Source organism: Pseudoalteromonas sp. H103 (assembly GCF_001469205.1).
Taxonomy (GTDB): domain Bacteria; phylum Pseudomonadota; class Gammaproteobacteria; order Enterobacterales; family Alteromonadaceae; genus Pseudoalteromonas; species Pseudoalteromonas carrageenovora.
Map to the genome: position 1 here is coordinate 100,364 of NZ_LOFG01000005.1, position 17,033 is coordinate 117,396.

General features: G+C 41.0%; 18 protein-coding genes. 11 read left to right on the top strand and 7 right to left on the bottom strand.

Annotated elements, in window-relative coordinates; genetic code table 11:
* Nucleotides 1-48 precede the first annotated feature (48 nt).
* From leuB to fabR, 3 genes are all read right to left on the bottom strand, one after another.
* Complete coding sequence (gene leuB, locus ATS74_RS05720) at nucleotides 49-1,125, bottom strand: 3-isopropylmalate dehydrogenase (protein ID WP_004589388.1); 1,077 nt, start codon at nucleotides 1,123-1,125, stop codon at nucleotides 49-51.
* Nucleotides 1,122-2,675 carry a 2-isopropylmalate synthase gene (gene leuA, locus ATS74_RS05725; RefSeq protein WP_058547974.1) on the bottom strand — a complete coding sequence of 518 codons (1,554 nt, stop codon included), beginning with the start codon at nucleotides 2,673-2,675 and terminating at the stop codon, nucleotides 1,122-1,124. The genes leuB and leuA overlap by 4 nt, the downstream gene beginning before the upstream one ends.
* Nucleotides 2,676-3,080: 405 nt before the next feature.
* Nucleotides 3,081-3,701 (bottom strand): HTH-type transcriptional repressor FabR, encoded by a 621-nt coding sequence (gene fabR, locus ATS74_RS05730; RefSeq protein ID WP_058547975.1) that lies wholly within the window; start codon nucleotides 3,699-3,701, stop codon nucleotides 3,081-3,083.
* Between the two features lie 127 nt (nucleotides 3,702-3,828).
* On the opposite strand from fabR, the gene ATS74_RS05735 reads away from it, so the two are divergent.
* A complete protein-coding gene (locus ATS74_RS05735; RefSeq protein WP_058547976.1) occupies nucleotides 3,829-4,962 on the top strand; it encodes an acyl-CoA desaturase in 1,134 nt (377 codons plus the stop codon).
* Between the two features lie 13 nt (nucleotides 4,963-4,975).
* Nucleotides 4,976-6,406 carry a Si-specific NAD(P)(+) transhydrogenase gene (sthA, locus tag ATS74_RS05740; protein WP_171038424.1) on the top strand — a complete coding sequence of 477 codons (1,431 nt, stop codon included), beginning with the start codon at nucleotides 4,976-4,978 and terminating at the stop codon, nucleotides 6,404-6,406.
* Between the two features lie 70 nt (nucleotides 6,407-6,476).
* Here sthA and hemE read toward each other — a convergent pair whose 3' ends face one another.
* A complete protein-coding gene (gene hemE / locus ATS74_RS05745) occupies nucleotides 6,477-7,541 on the bottom strand; it encodes a uroporphyrinogen decarboxylase (RefSeq protein ID WP_058547977.1) in 1,065 nt (354 codons plus the stop codon).
* A 530-nt stretch (nucleotides 7,542-8,071) separates the two neighbouring features.
* Here hemE and ATS74_RS05750 point away from each other — a divergent pair.
* The gene (locus ATS74_RS05750; RefSeq protein WP_058547978.1) at nucleotides 8,072-8,536 is read left to right on the top strand and encodes an Rsd/AlgQ family anti-sigma factor; all 465 of its coding nucleotides are present in this window, start codon (nucleotides 8,072-8,074) and stop codon (nucleotides 8,534-8,536) included.
* Between the two features lie 62 nt (nucleotides 8,537-8,598).
* On the opposite strand, the gene fkpA is transcribed toward ATS74_RS05750, so the two are convergent.
* Complete coding sequence (gene fkpA, locus ATS74_RS05755) at nucleotides 8,599-9,345, bottom strand: FKBP-type peptidyl-prolyl cis-trans isomerase (RefSeq protein ID WP_058547979.1); 747 nt, start codon at nucleotides 9,343-9,345, stop codon at nucleotides 8,599-8,601.
* A gap of 215 nt (nucleotides 9,346-9,560) precedes the next feature.
* Here fkpA and ATS74_RS05760 point away from each other — a divergent pair, with 215 nt between their 5' ends.
* Both ATS74_RS05760 and ATS74_RS05765 read left to right on the top strand, forming a co-directional pair.
* Nucleotides 9,561-10,559 (top strand): WD40 repeat domain-containing protein, encoded by a 999-nt coding sequence (locus tag ATS74_RS05760; RefSeq protein WP_058547980.1) that lies wholly within the window; start codon nucleotides 9,561-9,563, stop codon nucleotides 10,557-10,559.
* Nucleotides 10,546-10,758: a SlyX family protein gene (locus ATS74_RS05765; RefSeq protein WP_058547981.1), complete on the top strand. Its 213-nt coding sequence runs from the start codon at nucleotides 10,546-10,548 to the stop codon at nucleotides 10,756-10,758. The genes ATS74_RS05760 and ATS74_RS05765 overlap by 14 nt, the downstream gene beginning before the upstream one ends.
* Before the next feature lie 23 nt (nucleotides 10,759-10,781).
* Here the strand turns inward: ATS74_RS05765 and ATS74_RS05770 are convergent, their stop codons facing one another.
* On the bottom strand, nucleotides 10,782-10,985 hold the full coding sequence (locus ATS74_RS05770) for a YheV family putative zinc ribbon protein (protein ID WP_058547982.1): 204 nt from the start codon (nucleotides 10,983-10,985) through the stop codon (nucleotides 10,782-10,784).
* A 132-nt stretch (nucleotides 10,986-11,117) separates the two neighbouring features.
* Between ATS74_RS05770 and ATS74_RS05775 the strand changes: the two genes are divergently transcribed.
* From ATS74_RS05775 to ATS74_RS05795, 6 genes are all read left to right on the top strand, one after another.
* Entirely contained in the window at nucleotides 11,118-13,040 is a 1,923-nt protein-coding gene (locus ATS74_RS05775; RefSeq protein WP_058547983.1) for an ATP-binding cassette domain-containing protein, read from the top strand.
* Nucleotides 13,024-13,446 carry a TIGR02444 family protein gene (locus ATS74_RS05780; protein ID WP_058547984.1) on the top strand — a complete coding sequence of 141 codons (423 nt, stop codon included), beginning with the start codon at nucleotides 13,024-13,026 and terminating at the stop codon, nucleotides 13,444-13,446. The genes ATS74_RS05775 and ATS74_RS05780 overlap by 17 nt, the downstream gene beginning before the upstream one ends.
* Nucleotides 13,447-13,687: 241 nt before the next feature.
* The gene (locus ATS74_RS19995; protein ID WP_004589623.1) at nucleotides 13,688-13,834 is read left to right on the top strand and encodes a hypothetical protein; all 147 of its coding nucleotides are present in this window, start codon (nucleotides 13,688-13,690) and stop codon (nucleotides 13,832-13,834) included.
* Between the two features lie 111 nt (nucleotides 13,835-13,945).
* Nucleotides 13,946-14,935, top strand: coding sequence for a hydrolase (locus tag ATS74_RS05785; protein WP_058547985.1), 990 nt, complete (start codon nucleotides 13,946-13,948; stop codon nucleotides 14,933-14,935).
* Entirely contained in the window at nucleotides 14,935-15,189 is a 255-nt protein-coding gene (locus ATS74_RS05790) for a YheU family protein (protein ID WP_058547986.1), read from the top strand. The genes ATS74_RS05785 and ATS74_RS05790 overlap by 1 nt, the downstream gene beginning before the upstream one ends.
* 64 nt (nucleotides 15,190-15,253) lie before the next feature.
* Nucleotides 15,254-16,450, top strand: a complete 1,197-nt coding sequence (locus ATS74_RS05795; protein ID WP_058547996.1) for a dipeptidase — start codon at nucleotides 15,254-15,256, stop codon at nucleotides 16,448-16,450.
* Nucleotides 16,451-16,683: 233 nt separating this feature from the next.
* On the opposite strand, the gene ATS74_RS05800 is transcribed toward ATS74_RS05795, so the two are convergent.
* Nucleotides 16,684-17,033 (bottom strand): elongation factor Tu (locus ATS74_RS05800; RefSeq protein ID WP_152996107.1); only part of this gene is annotated, 350 nt, incomplete at its 5' end.

Sequence of the window (17,033 nt, forward strand, 5' to 3'; positions counted from 1 at the left end):
ATTCCCTACTTTGTTAAGTCGCAGCATAACGGTGCTGCGATTTATATATTAAATACGTGAAACGATGGCAGCTGCCACATCGCTTGTGCTGTATCCACCTTGTGGGTAGATATCTGGCGTGCCAACGCCTGCTTCTACGGCTTCGGCTACGGCTTTTTCAATGGTGCGCGCAGCTTCGTCTTGGCCTAATGAGTAACGTAGCATAAGTGCAGCACTTAAAATTTGTGCAATCGGGTTTGCAACGCCTTTGCCTGCAATATCTGGTGCTGAGCCACCGGCTGGCTCGTATAAACCAAAGCCCGATTGATTCAAGCTGGCCGATGGTAATAAGCCCATTGAGCCTGTGATCATCGCACACTCATCTGACAAAATATCACCAAATAAGTTATCGCAAAGTAGTACGTCAAACTGGCTAGGCTGTTTAACTAACTGCATAGCTGCGTTATCTACGTATATGTAATCTAGGCTTACTTCTGGGTAGTCTTTGCTTACTTCAGTAACGACTTCACGCCATAATACGCTTGATGCAAGTACGTTGGCTTTATCTACCGAGGTTACATGGTTACTACGTAATTTTGCCGCTTCAAAGGCAAAGCGGGCAATGCGTTCAATTTCTTTACGTGAGTATGTTTGTGTATCGAATGCGGCTTCTTCAGCGCCCTCTCCACTTCGGCCTTTTTCACCAAAGTAAATGCCGCCTGTAAGCTCGCGCACACATAAAATATCAAAGCCTTTTTCGCTAATATCTGCACGTAATGGCGATGCTGCACTAAGTGCGGGTAAAAGTTGCGCTGGGCGTAAGTTACAAAACAAACCAAAATGCTTACGAAGCGGTAAAAGCGATGCACGCTCAGGTTGCTCGTTTGGTGGTAGGTTTTCCCATTTAGGGCCACCTACTGAGCCAAATAAAATGGCATCGGCGTTTTCACACGCACTTAGCGTTTTTGGTGGTAATGCTTCACCAAATTCGTCAATGGCTGCGCCACCAATAGCATGATGCTGACGGTTCAGGGTAAAACCAAACTTATTGCTTACAGCATCAAGTACTTGCTCTGCTGCTGCCATTACTTCTGGGCCAATACCGTCGCCTGCTAATACGGCAACGCTGTAGTTTGTTTTACTCATCCTGCTTTCCTTTGTTGTTTTAAATCAGACACTTTTTGTGCACGATAAATTAAGTTGTAAACACGGATCATGGCGCGTACCGACGCCTCTACCACATCCGCAGCAATACCCGCACCGTGATAAGGGCGGCCATCGTATTTAGCAATAATGTTTACTTGACCAAGCGAGCTTGCGCCTTGGCCAGTGGCTTCTAAATTGTATTCAATCATTTCAACGCTCATACCAGTTAAGCGCTCAATAGCCGCAAATGAGGCTTCAACAGGGCCATTACCTGTAGCAGCTTCTTGTTTTGCTTCGCCATCAATTAACATCCCAATGGTAGAGCTGGCTACCGACTGTGAGTTAGACGCTGAGTTTACAAACTCTAATTGGTATTTTTCGTCTTTGTCGTTAATTTGATTAAAGTAAATCATGGCTTCAAGGTCGTAATCGTATACGGTACCTTTTTGATCAGCTAACGCTAAAAAGCTCTCGTATAAGCTGTCCATATCGTAGTCAGCTTTTTGATAACCTAACTCTTCTAAGCGGTGCTCAATAACATGGCGACCCGAACGCGAGGTCATATTTAATTGGTTATTTGGCACACCGACGCTTTCTGGCGACATAATCTCATAAGTATTTTGCGCTTTTAATACGCCATCTTGGTGAATGCCCGAGCTATGTGCAAAGGCGTTTTCGCCCACAATCGCTTTATTTGGCTGTACCGGCATATTGCATATTTTTGCCACCTGGCGAGATGCGCGATAAATTTCTTCGCTTTTAATATCAGTGTGTACTTTTAAGTGGTCTTTGCGCATTTTCATGATCATCGCCACTTCTTCAAGCGAGCAATTACCCGCACGCTCACCAATACCATTTATTGTACATTCAATTTGGCGAGCACCTGCTTGTACCGCAGCTACCGAGTTAGCCACAGCTAAACCTAAATCGTTATGACAATGTACACTCAAACGCGCTTTATCTATATTTGGCACGTTATTCATTAAATGGCGGATCATTGCAGCGTATTCGTCTGGCGTAACAAAGCCAACGGTATCTGGCAAGTTAATAGTAGAGGCACCCGCATTTATGGCCTGTTCAACAATTTTACATAAATCCCAATGCGGCGTTCGCCCTGCATCTTCACACGAAAACTCAACATCATCAGTGTAGTTACGCGCTAATTTAATTGATTTAACCGCCATTGCAGTTGCGTCATCTAGGCTCATGCGTAATTTATGTTCAAGGTGCAAAGGGCTTGTGGCAATAAAAGTATGAATACGGCTTTGCTGTGCTGTGCGAAGTGCTTCGCCACAGGCTTCAATGTCTTTAGCAACTGAACGTGCTAACCCACAAATAATCGGGCCTTTTACTTCGGTTGCAATACGTTGCACTGAGCGAAAATCAGCAGGGCTAGAAACCGGAAAACCCACTTCCATCACATCAACATTCAAGCGGCTAATAGTATGCGCTAACTGAATTTTATCGTCTTCTGTAAGGCTTGCTTTAAGTGCCTGCTCGCCATCACGTAAGGTGGTATCAAAAATCCATACTTTATCTTTGTCTTGCATAACTGCCCCTCATTCCTCTATTACCCAAATTTCAATCTATCCCAGCCGCGAGATAAAAAAAACCCCGCAATTGCGGGGTTTTTAATGTTTAACTCGATGCAAACACACTAATCCCCGCTCACTGACCATAGCAGTAAGAGGTTAAGTTTTAGTGTAATTAAACGAATATTTTGCATCTTGTTTCTTGTGTGTGTGTTCAGTGAGGCCTATTTTTAACATTACAGCGCAGTGGGTGCAAGCATAAATATTCCACACAACATATTTAAAACCGAAGCAAATAGAAATTTAAATCTAAAAAAAACCCATTTAAAGAATAAAAAAAACAAAAAACAGGTGCACTTATGCTTAATTTAATAAGCGCTTTAGAATACTCTGCTTATATTAACTTTTTGCTATTTTTTTAAGCTACGCTTCTTTATTTGTTTCTCTGATGTAATGCCCTGCACCGCGGGTAATATAACGCAGCTGCCAAATAACACGCTCAATTAATTCATCACGTTGCTGGCCTTCAATGTCGAGTGCTTCAGCGCCAGCATTAAATACCAGCGTAACCATGGCTTCGGCCTGAATATAAGCGTGGATTGAATCGCACTTGGTTTCGCTTTCTAAATAATGCGCAAGTTCTAAAATAAAGTGTTTTACTTCGCGTGCAACAGCGGCCCTAAAAGCTTTTGAGGTGCCAGAACGCTCGCGTAGTAGTAATCTAAATTGGTTACTAGAGTTATCAATAAACTCCATAAAGGTTACAACCGAAGTATTTATTACGCTGCCGCCACTGGCTATGCGTCTGCGGGCTTGGCGCATAAGCTGGCGAAGCGTTAAACCGGCTTCGTCGACCATTGTTAAGCCTAGCTCGTTCATGTCTTTAAAGTGGCGATAAAAAGAGGTGGGGGCAATACCTGCTTCACGCGCAACTTCGCGCAAACTTAAATTTGAAAAACTATGATCAGCACTTAGCTGATTAAATGCCGCCTCAATTAAGGCTTGTCGTGTTTTTTGCTTCTGTTGTGCTCTAACACCCGACATCCACAGCTCCCTGAGTAATTTTATATGAAGTTTTAATGATAATTAGCCTAATTGTCTAGTCTAATACTTGACGCCAAGAGATTGAAACACTATTTTAGCTTACAGTTGTACGCTGAGAGTAAATACGATGAATAAACCACCAATTATTTGGACGAACGTCCTGTTTTTTAGCCTAACCTTTTTGGCGGCTGTCACACTTGTACCTTGGTACGGCATTAGCTACGGATTTACCAGCGCACATTGGATTGCATTTGTAGGCTGCATGTTTTACGCGGGCCTATCTATCACTGCCGGATACCACAGATTATGGGCGCACAAAGCGTATAATGCACACCCTGCAGTTGAATTTATTTTTGCACTTGGTGGCGCTTTTGCTTTGCAAAACAGCGCACTACACTGGAGTAGCGATCATCGCATACACCACGGTCAAGTAGACGACCCAGTAAAAGACCCATACGCTGCCACAAACGGTTTTTGGTACAGCCACATAGGCTGGATGCTTCGTGATTACCAAGGCGATAGTTATAGCGACTATAGTAACTGCCGCGACTTACAACGCAATAAAATAGTGATGTGGCAACACAAACACTACTTAAAGCTTGCTATTGCTATGAACGTAGGCCTTCCACTAGCTCTTGGATTTTTAGTTGGCGATGTATGGGGCATGTTAATTTTAGCCGGCTTACTACGCTTAGTATTAAGCCAGCACTTTACTTTTTTTATTAATTCAGTTGCTCACATTTGGGGCTCACGCCCATACACTGAAAAAAATACAGCACGTGATAACGGCTTTTTAGCTTTATTTACTTATGGTGAGGGATATCATAACTTCCACCACATTTTTGCAAGCGACTACCGTAACGGTATTAAGTGGTTTCATTACGATCCAACCAAATGGATGATCCGCTCTTTAGCTGCTATTGGTTTAGCTAACAAATTAAAGCGCACTCCGGTTGAACGTATAGAAAAAGCAAAGGCCGAAACGCTAATGAGTAAAACGCAAACTCGCCTTGCAAAATTGCCTTTAGCCCAAGATAAGCTTACATTATTACAACAAGAGTACGATTTACTGCTGAAAAAACTGCAAAATTATTGTTCACTACAAAAACAAGTGTTAGAAGTTAAAAAAAATAACATGGCAAAGCAGTGTGAACAATCAGCATTAATGGCACAATACCATGAGTTGGAAGCCGCCTGGGAAAATCAAAAACAGGCATGGCTAGCACTTAATGCGAGGTTATTAAAAGCCTCTTTTAATTAATTTAGGAGTGGCTGTGGCCAAACAACCAGAACAAAAAAAAGTACCCGTGACATACCAATATGACGCAATAATTATTGGCACGGGTCCTGGCGGTGAAGGTACCGCTATGAACCTTTCAAAAAACGACAAAAAAGTAGCGGTTATTGAACGCCAAGAAACAGTAGGCGGCGGTTGTGTGCATTGGGGTACTATTCCTTCAAAAGCACTACGCCACTCGGTTAGTCGCTACATTGAATATAAAGCAAACCCGTTGTTTAATGTTGGCGAGCGCCCTAGCCGCTTAACGTTTCCTGATATTTTACGTCATGCAAGTTCGGTTATTTCAAAACAGTCTAATTTACGTAGTAGTTTTTACGATCGTAACCGCATTCATATGTTTCAAGGCGACGCGAGCTTTGTAGATAAGCATACTATTGAAGTTAAACGTAATGACGGTTCAACAGAGCGATTAACGGCTAAAACAATTGTAATCGCCACCGGCTCACGCCCTTATCGTCCACCAGAGGTAGACTTTAGCCATTCTCGTATTTACGAAAGTGACACTATACTCGGCCTTGAGCACGACCCACATCGCGTACTTATATACGGCGCGGGTGTTATTGGCTGTGAGTATGCTTCTATTTTTAAAGGCTTAGGTGCTAAAGTTGATTTAGTTAACACCCGCGACCGTTTACTTGCCTTTATGGATGCTGAAATATCAGATGCGCTAAGCTACCACTTTTGGAATAGCGGTATTGTTATTCGCCATAATGAAGAGTTTGATCGTATAGAAACACGTGATGACTGCGTTATTATGCATTTAAAATCGGGCAAGCGTGTAAAGGCTGACTGTATTTTATTTGCCAATGGTCGTACCGGTAATACTGATACACTGAACCTTGAAGCCATTGGCTTAAAAGCTGATAGCCGTGGCCAACTCAAAGTGAACGAAACATACCAAACAGAAATTGATAATGTTTACGCAGTAGGCGATGTTATTGGTTACCCAAGTCTTGCCAGCGCAGCGTTTGACCAAGGCCGTATAGCTGCTGATGCGATTGCCTGCGGTAACTGCGATGACCGCCTGATTATTGATATACCGGCAGGTATTTATACGATTCCAGAAATGAGCTCTGTAGGTAAAACAGAGCAAGAGCTTACAGCAGCTAAAGTACCTTATGAAGTTGGCCGTGCTCAGTTTAAACATTTGGCTCGCGCGCAAATTGCTGGTACTGAAGTAGGTAGCTTAAAAATATTATTCCACACCGAAACCAAAGAAGTACTTGGCGTACATTGCTTTGGTGAACGTGCCTCTGAAATTGTTCACATTGGCCAAGCCATTATGGAACAAAAAAATGGCGGCAATAATATCGATTACTTCGTAAATACCACATTTAACTACCCAACGATGGCTGAAGCCTACCGTGTTGCGGCACTAAATGGTTTAAACCGCTTATTTAAATAATTGTATTTGGATAAAGAAAAAAAAAGCCCGCTATTAAGCGGGCTTTTTTATCATTGATGCATAAAACACATTATTTGTGATATTTCGCACTTAATTCGTGCACTGCGTTGATAAATACACCGGCGTTTTCAGGATCTACATCTGGTGTGATACCGTGGCCTAAGTTAAACACGTGGCCATTACCTGCACCAAAGTCTTCTAAAATAGTGCCTACTTCTTGGCGTATACGATCTGGTGTACCGTGAAGCATTGACGGGTCCATATTACCTTGTAGTGCTACTTTATCGCCTACACGGCGTTTAGCATCGCTGATATTAATAGTCCAATCTAGACCTACTGCATCACAGCCTGTTGCTGCTATTGCTTCAATCCATTGGCCACCGTTTTTAGTAAACAGGGTCACTGGTACTTTACGACCATCGTATTCGCGAATTAAGCCATCTACAATTTTATGCATGTATTGCAATGAAAACTCGTTGTAATCGCGCGGGCTTAATACACCGCCCCACGAGTCAAATACCATTAGTGATTGTGCACCCGCTTTTACTTGCGCGTTTAAGTAATCAATAACCGAATCAGCGAGTTTATCTAGTAATAAATGAAGTGTTTGCGGCTCTGCAAACGCCATTTTTTTAATCTTACCAAATACTTTACTGCTACCGCCTTCAACCATGTATGTTGCAAGTGTCCACGGTGAACCCGAAAAACCAATTAATGGTACTTCACCTTTAAGTTCACGACGAATAGTACTTACTGCATTCATTACATAGCCAAGCTCGTCTGTAGGATCGAGTTTTGGAATTTTTTTAACATCAGCAAGTGACGAAATTGGGTTTTCAAACTTAGGACCTTCGCCAGTTTCAAAGTACAAACCTAAACCCATTGCGTCAGGAATGGTTAAAATATCGCTAAATAAAATAGCGGCATCTAACGGGTAACGACGAAGTGGTTGTAGTGTTACCTCACAGGCAAGTTCAGCATTACGGCACAGGCTCATAAAATCGCCCGCTTGTGCACGTGTAGCACGGTACTCTGGTAAATAGCGTCCTGCTTGGCGCATCATCCATACCGGGGTTACATCAACAGGTTGTTTTGCAAGTGCACGTAAATAACGGTCGTTTTTTAATTCGCTCATAGCGTAAATGATCCTAAGGCTTATAGAAATTGTGCAAGATTGTACCACCATATCCATCGCCCCTCTATTGCTTAAGAGCGAAAAGACAACTTCCTGGTGCGAGATCACGTTTTGTTGCTATATTAGTCTGCTTTGATTACTAAATAAGCAAAAAGAACTAACAATAAAAACTTTTTGTTAATATGTTTGCAACATTACAAAAACCTTGTTATTGTTTGTCCCGCGTTAACAAAAACAACAATAAAAATCTTAAAACAATAAAAATAAAAGTTTTAAAATAATAACAATAAAAATTATCTCATAAAAATAAGAAAGCTTGTATAAACAAGTCACTGAAAGAAATTAGACCACCTTAACTGGTGGTTTTTTCTTGCCTGCAATAAAATTTCCCCGCCGGAATAACTTTTTAAAAACACAACCCTCTAGAAGGCTACTTTACTTGTTGATATACGCGCTAATTAAATATATCTTGATGTATATAAACCGATTATATTTTAATTAAAAAGACCAACCCAGCTAGGAGAACAATTATGCTGACGCGTGTAGAAAAAGCTCAACAAAAATGGGGTGGTAGTCACACAGTAATTGATAAATGGCTTAACGAACGCCAAGAACTTATTGTGTTGTATTGCAAGATTGCAGGCTTTTCGCCGTACGATAAAAAAGACCATGCGTTACCTGAGCCGCAAGTTATTGAGTCTTTTTGCCAACTTTTAATGGATTACCTATCGGCAGGCCATTTTGAAGTGTATGACGATATTGCAAAAGCATGTGAAAAAAAGGGTTTGCAAAGCCAAGAACTGGCAAATTCTATTTACCCGCGTATTTCTAGCACAACCGATGTTGCACTGGATTTTAATGATAAATACGCCGAAGTAGATAAAGAAGACTTATTAGCAGACTTCGATAAAGATTTATCAGTTATTGGTGAGGCACTTGAAGCTCGTTTTGCGCTTGAAGATGAGCTGATTGATAACTTGTTTTCTAATCACTAAGATTAATTAAGCACATTAAAAAAGGGACCTTAGGTCCCTTTTTTATTTGTACAATAAACTTATTATTGTGCAGGTGCTTCTTCGTTTTGAATTTCAAGTAATTCAACTTCAAATACTAATGTTGAATTAGCAGGAATTTTACCTAAATCGCGATCGCCATAAGCAAGTTCAGAAGGAATAGTGAACTTGTACTTAGAACCTACAGACATAAGCTGTAAACCTTCAGTCCAACCAGCAATTACACGGTTAAGAGGGAAAGTTGTAGGCTCGTTACGAGCGTATGAACTATCGAACTCAGTGCCGTCTAATAGAGTACCTTTGTAGTGAACTTTAACTACATCAGTTGCTACTGGCTTTTCACCGTCGCCTTCGCTAAGTACTTCGTACTGAAGACCAGACTCAGTTACTGTAACGCCTTCTTTTTTAGCATTTTCTTCTAGGTATTTTTTACCTGCTTCTTTGCTTTTTTCAGACTCTACTTTTGCTTTTGCTTCTTGCTTAGTACGCACTGATGTATCTAGCTCGGTAAGTACTTCACGAATTTTTTCTTCGTCAATTTTTGCATTACCAGCAAGCGCATCTTCAAAACCACGAATTAAAAGTGCTTGGTCTAGTTCAATACCAATTTCTGATTTGTCTGCAAGATCTTTATTTAAAAAGTTACCTACAGATGCACCAATACCGTATGCTTGTTGCTGTTCTACAGTGTCTAATTTAACTTCAGCTTGTTCTTTTTTTGCTTCTTGATTACAAGCTGTAAGCGCTAAAACTGACGCTGCAATCAATGACAATCTAATCGTCTTTTTCATTTTAAATCTCCGACACACTTTGCAGTTGTCATTTTAATGTATTATTACTAGTTAAAGATTAACGGCCCACATGATAGGCTGCTTGTTTAATGACTAAATTTCACGTTGTTAGCTAAACTAAAAACATATCCAGTGATTAGACAAACAACCTAGGCCTTAAACGTGACCTAGTCTAACCTCTCAATCACGAAGAGTTAAGGGGAAATACCTGTAATATGTCGATATTTCGTACTTTTTTAATCGTATTTAGCTGTTTTTTAGCTATCGCCTGTACCGAAAAAAATCAGCAGGCTGTAGCAAGTTACGAACACGCCGCACAAGGTGCGTTTTCGTCAGCGCTTTCTAACGATGGTAAATACAGTTTGATCTCCTCTATCAACCATGGGGTCGCACTGTGGGATAATCAACAGCAGGTATTAAAATACCAGTGGTATCAGCAGCAATCGCAAGACAGTTTAGTTTATGCCGTTGCTATAGCGTTTGACAACAGCGTGGCTGTTACCGCAGAAAAAACCACCTTTGCCGTATGGGATATAACCACAGGCAAAAATAAAGGTTACTACGAAATACAAAAAGCCAGTATTCGTGATATCGCTATTAGTAACCAAGGTCGTAGTGTTTTATACGGCCGTAGTGATGGCGTTGTGGTTTTTATAAACCTCGAAACAGGACGTCGTATCGAATTTTTAGGCCATCAAGATAAAGTAAACACTGTTGATTTATCACCTAACGGGCGCTATGCATTAAGCGGCTCTAACGATTACGTTGCTTATTTTTGGGACACACGTACAGGGCAAGTAATTCATCGTTTTAATCACCCTACTCGTGTTACCCAAGTAACGCTTGACCCTCAAGGTCGCTATGCATTTACCGCAGATAGTATGAAGCAAGCACATGTATGGAAGCTGACTACAGGTGACCTTGTGAGTAAACTGGCGTATATTGCGCGTCAGAAAATTTTTACTGCGGTACGCTTTAATGAGCAAGGTACATTGCTTGCTACGGGCTCGCCTAATAAGCGTGTTGATTTATGGCAATTACCCAGCGGTGAAAAAATTCAAACTTGGCAAGTAACGCCGCGCGAAGGCAGTAAGCCTAAATCGGCAGTGGTGTTAGATGTAACGTTTATACAAAACGGCAAGTCGTTGTTAACCGAGAGCTCAAGCGGTATCGCTGAGCGCTTTATTATACGAGAAGATAATGAACACAATTGAACATCGCTTAATGGAACTTGAAGCCAAAGTGGCTTTTCAAGACGAAACGATTGATATATTAAATGATGAGCTAAAAGCGCACCAACAGCAGCTTGCAAAAATGAAGCGTCAAACTGAGCTACTAGCAGAAAAGCTAAAAGAGTCGCAGCAGCCATCGTTAATGTCGCAAATGCAAGAGCCTCCGCCGCCACATTACTAAAGTGGGTAAAAATAAAAACCGGGTTAATCGCCCGGTTTAAACACACCAATTACTTGTTCAAATTGGCGAGTTGACGCCTGAACAGCATTATCGGGTTGCGACATTTTATGCCCACACTCAACACACTCTACTTTTTCAACATCATGTTCTCTGTATAGCATCATAGTATCCATGGCTTTACACTCAGGGCACGATGCACCAGCAATAAATCGCTTCTTTTGTCTCACAACATTTTTCCTGTGGTTTGAACTGTGGCTATTTTATCGTATAACTTCACCTGTTGATACGCTTGATAAGCGCATTAAGTTCTATGGTATGATAGGGGCAACTTAACAAGGGCACAGCAAAGTAACGCATTCATGATCCAAATCTCAGAAATAGAACTACTTCGTGGCGGTAAAGCCTTATTAAAAAATGCATCAGCCACTTTATTTCCAGAACATAAAGTTGGCCTTGTAGGAGCCAATGGCTGCGGAAAATCAACGTTATTTGGTTTATTAAAATCAGAACTACAGTTAGACGCCGGCAGCTGCAGCATCCCTAAAGATTGGTCTATCTCCTCTGTTAAGCAAGAAACTCCAGCACTTGAAATAAGTGCACTTGATTATGTACTGCAAGGGCATCCTGAATATTACGCATTGCGTATTGCCCTACGTGAAGCAGAGCGAACAAACGATGGCGATACACAAGCCAAAGTGCATATTCAACTAGAAAACATAAAAGGTTATAGCATTGAGTCAACTGCGGGCGAGCTATTACACGGCTTAGGCTTTGCCAATAATCAAATAGAAAACCCCGTTAGTGCGTTTTCAGGCGGTTGGCGCATGCGTTTAAACCTTGCTCAAGCACTAATTCGTGATGCCGATTTACTGCTACTTGATGAACCAACTAACCACCTTGATTTAGATGCAGTATATTGGCTTGAGCGCTTTTTACGCGCCTACACAGGCACCCTTGTACTTATATCGCATGACCGTGAGTTTTTAGATGCAGTGGTTGATCAAATTTGGCATGTAGATAAGCAACTTATTAATGTTTACAAAGGCAACTACTCGCAATTTGAGCGCCAAAAAGCAGAACGCTTACTACAACAGCAAGCTATGTTTGACAAGCAGCAAGAGCAAATTGCACACCTTGAGCAGTTTATTACGCGCTTTAAAGCAAAAGCCAGTAAAGCCAAACAAGCACAAAGCCGCGTAAAAGCCCTAGAGCGTATGGAAAAGCTAGCTCCTGCTCATGCCGACTCACCGTTTAACTTTGAATTTGCAGAGCCTACAGCCCTTCCAAACCCACTTATGAGCTTAGATAAAGCGAAAGCGGGTTATGGTGAAGTCACTATTTTAAATAATATAGAGCTAAACCTTGTACCAGGTAGCCGAATTGCTTTACTTGGTAGAAATGGCGCAGGTAAATCAACGCTAATTAAACTACTCTCTGGTGATTTAGAGCCACAAGCAGGTAAGGTTGTGCAGCATTATGGTTTAAATATTGGTTACTTTGCGCAGCATCAACTTGAATCGCTTGATTTAAAAGCCAGCGCGATTACACATTTACAACGTTTAAACCCAAAAGCTACTGAACAATCACTACGTGACTTTTTAGGTGGCTTTGCCTTTATTGGTGATAAAGCTCTAGAGCCAGTAGCGCCCTTTTCGGGCGGTGAAAAAGCACGTTTAGTCCTTGCTATGCTGGTATATCAAAAGCCTAACTTACTACTGCTTGATGAGCCTACAAACCACCTTGATTTAGAAATGCGCCATGCACTTGTCATGGCACTACAAGGTTTTGAAGGCGCAATGGTTACCGTATCGCACGACCGCCATATGCTTAAAAACACCGCTGATGAGTTTTATTTAGTAGATGATGGCAAAGTAACTCAATTTGGCTACGATTTAGATGCCTATTATCAGTGGTTACTAAATGCTAATAAAGAAGCCGTTAAAGCCCAGCAAAATGATGAGCCTAAAGCTAACTCAGGTATTAACCGAAAAGAGCAGAAACGCTTAGAAGCCGAATTTAGAAAAGCCATTCAACCGCTTAAAAAGCAAATTGAAAAGCTTGAAAAGCAACTAGACAAATACTCCGCAGAGCTTAGCGAAGTAGAAGTGGCCCTTGGCGATAACGAACTCTACAACGACGACAATAAAGCCCAGTTAAAAGAGCTAATTGCTAAGCAAGCAACGCTCACACCTAAACTTAACGACATTGAAGAAGAGCTCCTTATGGCGCTTGAAGAAATGGAAGAAAAAGAACAGGCTTTTACCGATGAACTTGCTCAATAGCGACCGTTTTTGGCAATTTGCGTGCACCTTGTACGCAAAGCCTGGGCAACAACAAACCTTGCTGGCACTACAAAACCAGCAAGGTAAAAACGTTAATCTGTGTTTATTATTACTGTATTTAGACTCACTTAAACTAAGTATCAATGCCGAGCAGCTCAGTACTTTAATAGAGTCAATTGACGAATTTGATACGCAAGCACTTAATCCACTGCGCTCTGCGCGTAGCTATTTAAAAGCAAATCAGGAGACGATTGCTGACTACACAAAAATACGTGAAGAGTTATTAAGCGCAGAGTTAAAGCTTGAAAAACAGCAGCAGCAAATACTGATTGATACAGCGAATAAATTTGAACTTTTAGAGGTCGTGAAGCCAAATAATATTGAGCTGTATGTGAAAGCCACTTAGGCGGTCAGTTTTTATACTCTCTTCTAATGCTCATTCTTTTCTCTTTGTATAAAAGATTTTTAAGCCGATTGATTATAAAAGACCTATAGGTGCTGCAGTAACTAACTAGCCCCTAAAACATGATCTACATCAACTTTACTTGGTTACTTTTTCCACTTAGGAAAATTATTTGATCTCGATCATGTTACACCTTGCAAACTCACTCTATGATTAATCCATCAACTGAACGAGGAGATTAATCATGAACGTATTCTTTAGAGACTTTTTTAGCGACCCAGTTTTATTTATGTCTTTTGGGATTTTAGGCGTAGTGATTTCTCTTTGCCTATTTTACGCTTTTTACTTTATTAAAAAGATTAGCGAGGCTGAAGTTCCCGAGCATCATTAAGCACGACGCACAAAGCGCCTACTCAGGTTACTGATTAGGCGCTTTTTATTTTATAAAGCGAAAAATTTGATACACTAGCTTTTCGTTTAATACAAAGTGCGTAGTACAAACATGATCTCTCAGTTCAAACCAGCATGGTGGATGACCAATCGTCACGTTCAGACCATAATGCCGCGTTTTTTCCGCCCATTTCACCATACTCGCTACGAACTTGAGCAGCTTGATACACCTGATGGTGACTTTATCGAGCTTGCTTGGTCGCTTCCACATAACGAAACAGCTCCACTTGCCGTTGTTTTACATGGTCTTGAAGGCAACATAAATAGCTTTTATGCCAAAGGCATGATGAAGGCCTTAAAAAAACAAGGTTATGCAGTAGTGCTTATGCACTTTAGAAACTGCTCAACTGAAGTAAATCGCCTTCCGCGCGCATATCACAGTGGTGATACAGCAGATTTAGCTTTTTTTATTGACCATTTACGCCAACAATTTCCAACTCGCCCAATTATGGCCGTAGGGTTTTCGCTAGGTGGCAATGTGCTGGCTAAATACTTAGGTGAAGAACGCGAAACATGCCCATTAAGTGCAGCAGCGGTAGTATCGGCACCTTATGACTTATCCTCTTCAAGCGATGTTATTCGTAAAAGCTTAGGTAAAATTTACCAAAAATATCTGCTCGATAGAATGAAAAAGTCAATGCAACGCAAATTGCCGCAAATAAAGCAGCAAATACCGATTACTACCGACCAACTAATGGAAATTGACGATTTATTAGAGTTTGATAACCAGCTAACGGCACCATTACATGGCTTTGAAAACGCACACGATTACTACCGTAAAGCCAGCGCTATGCCCTACTTAAAACATATTGCTGTACCTACCTTAATCATTCATGCGAAAGACGACCCAATGCTGTCGATTAAAGCAGTGCCTAACAAGCAAGATGTGAGTGAAGATGTTACCCTGTGCGTCTCAGAGAAAGGCGGACACGTAGGTTTTATTAGCGGTAACAACCCTTTTAAACCTGTATTTTGGTTAGAGAAAGCCGTGCCGTATTATTTTGGCCAACACATATTAAATAAAGCGAGTAACAAGCAGTAATGATTATCCCTTTTGAACAACTCGATAAAGACACTCTTTATAATTTAATTGAAAGTTATGTACTGCGCGAAGGCACTGATTATGGCGAGCAAGAAATAACAATTGAAAGCAAAGTCGCTCAGGTTAACCAACAACTAAAAAGCGGCGAAGCGATGGTGTTTTTTTCAGAGCTACATGAGTCAGTAACTATAATTTCAAAAGGCGAATTTAAAGCACTACAAAGTGAAGAGCATGAGACGCAGTCATTTGATTAAGGCGTAACACTTGTAACTTTTGAACTGAACGTACACAATGGCTTTTTACCCAAAGAGCCAAAACATGATAAAACTCAGCACTCTAGTGGTAGCCATATCACTAGCATTAACCCCCCAAGCCTTTGCAGAGCAAGTGAAAAGCCCGTCAGACAAAGCAGTTAAACTTGCCAAAGACACTATTTTAATAGATACCCACATTGATGTGCCTTATCGTATACACGAAGGCTGGGTTGATGTAACTAAAGCCACAACTGATGGCGACTTTGACTACCCTCGTGCTGTTAAAGGCGGTTTAAACGCCCCATTTATGTCGATTTATATTCCTGCGCATTTAGAGTTTGAAGGCAAAGGTAAAAGTTACCAGTTAGCCAATCAAATGATTGATAGTATGGAAGCCATTGCTCAGCGCGCACCTGATAAGTTTGCCATTGCCAGCTCAAGCGCTGATATAGAAGAGCAATTTAAACAAGGTAAGCTATCTATTGCGATGGGTATGGAAAACGGTTCACCAATTGAAGGTGATATGAAAAATCTTCAGCACTTTTATGACCGTGGTATTCGCTACATTACGCTAGCTCACTCGCAAAGCAATCATATTTCTGACTCTTCTTACGATATACGCCGTAAATGGAAAGGTTTAAGCCCATTTGGTAAAAAGCTTATTACTGAAATGAACAATGTAGGTATGTTAGTCGATGTATCGCATATTTCTGATGATGCGTTTTATCAAGTAATGGAGCTATCTAAAACGCCGGTAATTGCCTCGCACTCATCACTACGTAAATATACGCCAGGTTTTGAGCGAAATATGAATGACGATATGCTACTCGCACTTAAAAAGAATGGCGGTGTTATTCAAATTAACTTTGGCTCAAGCTTTGTTACCGCAAAAGCAGGTAGCTGGGGCAAGCAACTAAAAAGTTCAAAAGAGTCCGCTAAAAAAGAAGGCACCAAGCTAAGTAAAGATTTTGATGCTGCGTATCGCGCTAAAAACCCATACCCATATGCAAGTCTTGAACAGGTACTGGATCATATTGACCACGTGGTTGAGCTAATTGGTATTGATTATGTTGGTATTGGTTCTGACTACGATGGCGTGGGTGATTCACTGCCAATTGGTTTAAAAGATGTGTCTAGCTACCCTAATCTTGTTCAAGGTTTAATGGATAGAGATTATAGCGATGCTGATATCAAAAAGATTTTAAGTGGCAATTTATTAAGAGTGTTAAAACAAGCTGAAAAGTACGCTAAGAAACACTAGCGTGTCAGTTGTCAAAGAGTTTAATGAATAGCACGGCTTGAAGTCGTGCTTTTTTATGCCTTAATTATATTTAAATTACTTAAACTTAAACACAAACGTAGCCCTTTAAATTTAACTCCGAGCTACTGAAAGCTGATAGTTGATAGCTGAAAACTAAACGCTTTTCTTCAGACATTAAAAAACCCGAGGCTAAGCTCGGGTTTTTTAGTATTAATTAACTTAAAAGTTAACTATTACTCTACGATAGTTGCTACAACACCAGCACCTACAGTACGGCCACCTTCACGGATAGCGAAACGAAGACCTTCATCCATCGCGATTGGCGCGATTAGAGTTACTGTCATCTTAACGTTATCACCAGGCATTACCATTTCTACGCCATCTGGTAACTGTACGTCACCTGTTACGTCAGTTGTACGGAAGTAGAACTGTGGACGGTAACCTTTGAAGAATGGAGTATGACGACCACCTTCATCTTTAGAAAGTACGTATACTTCTGAAGTGAATGTAGTGTGTGGCTTGATTGAACCAGGCTTAGCTAGTACTTGACCACGTTCAACGTCTTCACGCTTAGTACCACGTA